The following is a 5726-nucleotide window of genomic DNA, read 5'->3' on the forward strand; positions in this document are numbered from 1 at the left end:
TTCAAGTGAATTATCAAGTTTAACAGTAGAAGATTTACAAAAAATGCCGAATGAATGGTTAGAGAAAGTTTATTATGCTGCCAAAGCTTTAGATGATGATATGATGGAAGAATTAATCGAGCAAATTCCCGTCGAAGAATCTTTATTAGCTGAAAAGTTAAGTGTTTTAGTTAATGATTTTCAATTGAAGACTATTAGACAATTAATTGAATCATTGTAAGCATTCAGCTATTAGCTAGCCTCTTTCAGAGGAGCTTCGCTAACAGCTGTCAGCTTTTTAATCAATAAAGCAAACATTTGCTTGATTTATACTATACTAGTATCTATATTTTTAACCAGAGAATTGAAGCACAATAGCGACTAGCTCTAGTTATCAACTGAAAGTAATGAAGCTATTAGCTGATAGCTGACCGCTGACGATGCAGAATGCTTACGAATCATTAAATTTGTGACCATCAAGATACGATGAAAAACTATGTACAAAAATCGTCTAAAAAATCATAAATATTGTCATCAAAATATCAACCATCGCCAGACTCAATTGTTGGGGAAACATCCCATTCAGATATTATTATTCATCCTATTTTTTTGGCAGGTTTTGGTAACTGCTGCTTTGGGGGAAAACCCCTCTTTTCAGACTGAACAGAAAGCAGTAGAAAATTTAGCTAACTTGGCAAAGAAACCAACACCACAGATACTCCGATCGAGGGATGCAGGAAAGTTTACCAAATTTAAACATATCACCAGCAAAGATGGACTTCCCGAAGATAGAGTGTGGAATATTGTTCAAGATAATGATGGGTTTATGTGGTTTGCAATGAATGGCGGACTCATTCGCTATGATGGCAATGGAATGAGAATTTTTCAGCACGATCCTAATAATCCTGGTAGTTTGAGTAGCGATCGCTCCAGAGACCTATTGATAGACGGTAGTGGTACACTCTGGATTACAACTTGGAATGCTGGACTTAATAAGTATGTACCTTCCACAGAGAGTTTTACCCATTATTATCACGATCCAGATAATCCCCACAGTCTCAGTAGCGATGCTCTTAGAGCTATCCATGAAGACAGTCAGGGAAATTTATGGATAGGTACTTTGGGTGCTGGACTTAATAAACTGAATCGAGACACAGGTAAATTTATTCGCTACCAACATGATTCAAAAAATCCCCACAGTTTGATTAATAACGATGTGTTTAAAATCTATGAAGACAGGGAGGGTGTGCTTTGGATAGCAACTTATGGTGGTTTGGAAAGGTTTGACTATGAAACAGAAAGATTTACCCATTATCAGCACGATCCAAACGACCCCCATAGTCTCAGCGACAATGTTGTACGAGCAATTTATGAAGACAGTCGCGGGAATTTATGGGTGGGTACTCAAAATGGTCTCAACACTTTAGACCGAGAAACTCAGAAATTTACTCGATATCAATATAATCCTGACGATATAAATAAGTTAAATAACAATACAGTTTTTACAGTCTCAGCAGTTGAGGATGATGCAGGTTTTGTGTGGTTTGCGACTTGGGGTGATGGACTTTACCGATTCGATCCCCAAACAAAAACCTTTACCCATTATGAACATAACTCTGGCGACCCCTATAGTCTCAGTCATGATAATACTCTCCCACTCTACAAAGACGAAATCGGCAAATTGTGGATTCCGACAGAAAGGGGTGTGAATATACTGGATATTTTAGCCAAACCATTTATTCATTATCGTGCTATCCCTGGCGATGATAATAGCTTGAAACATAATGGTACCAATGCTATTTATCAAGATCGATCGGGTATTGTCTGGATTGGAGGTAGTGGTGGGTTAACCAGATTTGACCGAAATTCAGGAAAATTTACCCATTACGAATACAATCCCAATAATCCGAATAGCTTAAATAACCCGACGGTTAAATCTATTTGTGAAGACAGGAAGGGGAATCTTTGGATCGGTACTATCGGGGGAGGATTAAACAAGCTAAATCTCAAGACTAACCAATTTACTCATTACATTCACGATCCAACCAACCCCAACAGTCTCAGCAATAACCTGATCCATGATGTTGAGTGTGAAAGTCAAACAGGGACGATCTGGATTGGTACTTGGGGAGGTGGTTTAAACCAATTCGATCCTGAGACAGAAAAGTTTACTCACTATACCCACGATCCTGAAAATCCCAAAAGTCTGCTCAACAATCAAATTCGTGTTCTTAATGAAGACAGGGAGGGAAGACTTTGGATCGGTACTTTAATCGGACTAGATAAATTTGATCCTCAAACAAAAACCTTTAAGCACTACTATCACCGTGGGAATGATCCAAATATAATTGGATATAATCTCAGGACTGCTGCTACTATCCAAGACATATATGAAGACCAACAAGGTCAACTTTGGGTGGGTAGTAGTTCAGGATTAGGAAAATATGACGATCGCCAGGATAAATTTATCCAATATACTGCCGATCGACATGGATTACCAAGAGATTCGATCTATGGCATTTTAGAAGAAGATATCTCTAACGATAAAAAGGGAAGGGGTTTATGGCTAAGTCATAGTAGTAAGGGACTGACGAGATTTAACCCTGAGACAGGAAGTGTGCAGAATTATGATGTGACGGATGGATTACAAAGTAACGCCTTTCTTTATAGCACCGCTCAACATAAAACTAAGGATGGTAAACTTTGGTTCGGTGGAGTAAATGGTATTACTGCTTTCTATCCAGAACAAATTCAGGATAATCCCAACATTCCGACCGTATTTATCGCAGATTTTAAATTGGAGAATAAACTTGTTCCTATTGGTGAAAATTCAGTTCTCAAGCAATCTATTCTCAAAACCAAACACTTAACCCTCTCCTATAAAGACCGGATATTCTCCTTTAGATTTGCAGCATTGAATTACCAATNAAATGGTATTACTGCTTTCTATCCAGAACAAATTCAGGATAATCCCAACATTCCGACCGTATTTATCGCAGATTTTAAATTGGAGAATAAACTTGTTCCTATTGGTGAAAATTCAGTTCTCAAGCAATCTATTCTCAAAACCAAACACTTAACCCTCTCCTATAAAGACCGGATATTCTCCTTTAGATTTGCAGCATTGAATTACCAATCACCAGAGAAAAATCGCTACAAGTACAAACTAGAGGGATTCGATCGCGACTGGAATGAAGTGGGTAGTCAGGATAATTTTGCTACCTATACTAATTTAGATCCTGGCAACTATGTGTTTCGAGCGATCGCCTCGAATAATGATGGAATTTGGAACGAACAGGGTGTTTCGATCGAGATTACAATTACACCTCCTTGGTGGGAAACTCTTTGGTTGAGAGCAACAATGGGGATTTTATCTTTGGGAGTTGTACTAGGTGGAGTGTGGTGGCGTATATATGAAACTGAAAAACGTAATCGCGAACTGGAAACGCAAGTCAAAAAACGTACTGCTGAATTACAAGATTCAAATCAACAGTTAGTTTTTGCTAAAGAAAAAGCGGAAGTTGCAAACCTGGCGAAAAGCACTTTTATTGCTAATATGAGTCACGAATTGAGAACTCCATTAAATGCGATTTTAGGCTTTTCTCAAATTATGATGCGTTCTCCGGTTTTATCAAAGGAAGATCGAGAAAATACAACTATTATTTATAAAAGTGGTAACTATTTATTGACCTTAATTAATAATATTTTAGACCTGTCTAAACTTGAAGCAGGTAAAATGACTCTTAATGGCACAAATGTCGATCTTTATTCTTTGTTAAATGAACTGGAAGACTTATTACATCTAACCGCAGAAAATAAAGGGTTAACATTAATTTTTGACCATCAAGATGATGTACCTCAATATATCTATACTGATGAAACTAAGCTGCGCCAGGTGTTAATTAATTTAATTAATAATGGGATTAAATTTACTAAACGAGGAGGAGTAAGTGTCACAGTTACGAGTCAAAAAGAATCTCTCCTTAATTCCTCCTTAGAAAGAAGGAAAAGTTCGGGCAAAAATTCCTCCTTTGAAAGAAGGGAAAGTTCGGGCAAAAATTCCTCCTTAGACAGAGGGGAAAGTTCGGGCAAAAATTCCTCCTTTGAAAGAAGGGAAAGTTCGGGCAAAAATTCCTCCTTTGAAAGGGGGAAAAGTTCGGGCAAAAATCCGTTCTTAGAAAGGGGGGAAAATGAAGAATCTCCCCTTAATCTCTCCTTGAAAAAGGTGAAAAATGGTGAAAATAATGAAGAATCCCCCCTTAATCCTCCCTTTGAAAGTGGGGAGAGTGGTGGAAAAGTTTTTGAAAGGGGAGAAAGTTATGAAAAAGTCTTTGAAAGAGGGAAAAATAAAGCGACTATTATTTTTGAAGTGAGAGATACAGGAGCCGGAATAGCTGAAGAGGAAATGAGTAAATTATTTGAAGCATTTGCTCAAACTGAAACAGGTAAAAATAGTCAAGAGGGAACAGGATTAGGTTTACCTATTAGTCGTAAATTTGTCAACTTAATGGGAGGAGATATTACCGTTAAAAGTCAAGTAGGAAAAGGTACAACTTTTAAATTTGATATTGAAGTAGAAGTTGTGAATAAACAAGATATAGAAATTCAGGAAAATCCTCGTCATGTTATTGCTCTACAACCAAACCAACCTCGTTATAAAATATTAATCGTAGATGATCGTCCGATTAATCGTTTATTATTAATCAAACTATTACAACCATTAGGATTTGAATTAAAAGAAGCTACAAACGGAAAAGAAGCTGTTGATATCTGGGATAATTGGCAACCTCATTTAATTTGGATGGATATGAGAATGCCAGTAATGGATGGTTATGAAGCAACGCAACATATTAAAGGTACAACTAAAGGAAATGCCACGGCAATTATTGCTTTAACCGCAAGTGTATTAGAAGAACAAAAAGCAATTATTTTATCAGCAGGATGTGATGATTTTGTCAGAAAACCTTTTCGAGAAGCCACCATTTTTGANAGTGTATTAGAAGAACAAAAAGCAATTATTTTATCAGCAGGATGTGATGATTTTGTCAGAAAACCTTTTCGAGAAGCCACCATTTTTGAAACCATGAAAAAGCATTTAGGAGTTGAATATATTTATGCAGAAGAAATGCCATCTGAAACTTCAAGTGAATTATCCAGTTTAACAGTAGAAGATTTACAAAAAATGCCGAATGAATGGTTGAAAAAAGTTTATTTTGCTAGTAAAGCTCTAGATGATGATATGATGTTAGAATTAATCGAACAAATTCCTGCCGAGCAGTCTTTATTAGCTGAAAAATTAAGTGTTTTAGTTAATGATTTTCAATTTAAGACTATTAGACAATTAATTGAATCTTTTAATCAGAATAGACTTTAATGAATTCAGAAGTCAGAAGTCAGCAGTTAAATATTTTAATATTTTATTGTAGGGTGTTTGGTCTCCAAACCCCTAGAGTTTTTTTTCATCAATCATTTAGTATTGCTATATGAATGCTATGAATACTATATCAAAGGAAAATTCAAAAGACACTATATATAGCGTACACCAAGTAGAGCGATATAGCTGCCGCTAGGCTCCGCCAACGCTTGAACAAGAAAATTATCATAAACTTTTACAAGTATAAGCTCTTTAAATTGATTTTAGCTTTTTCGGACTACTTTTACTACTGAAACATTAAGTGGACAAGCATTGACTGGTGTGCGCGTTGCTTCAAACCAGTTTAACCTTTCAGCTAAACGATAATTATATT

Annotated in this window: 3 protein-coding genes; all 3 read left to right on the forward strand. The window is 36.4% G+C overall.

The window, feature by feature from the left end; translation table 11 throughout:
• Positions 1-220: hypothetical protein (locus AFK68_RS36755; protein WP_168186455.1), on the forward strand; the 220-nt coding region annotated here is incomplete at its 5' end.
• 255 nt (positions 221-475) lie between these two features.
• A partial coding sequence (locus AFK68_RS45080; protein WP_371357374.1) for a two-component regulator propeller domain-containing protein occupies positions 476-2906 on the forward strand: 2431 nt, incomplete at its 3' end.
• A gap of 197 nt (positions 2907-3103) precedes the next feature.
• On the forward strand, positions 3104-4968 hold a 1865-nt coding region (locus tag AFK68_RS45085; RefSeq protein ID WP_371357375.1), incomplete at its 3' end, for an ATP-binding protein.
• Between the last annotated feature and the right edge of the window lie 758 nt (positions 4969-5726).

The sequence above is a fragment of the Hydrocoleum sp. CS-953 genome, from assembly GCF_002260545.1.
Classification (GTDB): Bacteria; Cyanobacteriota; Cyanobacteriia; order Cyanobacteriales; family Microcoleaceae; genus Trichodesmium.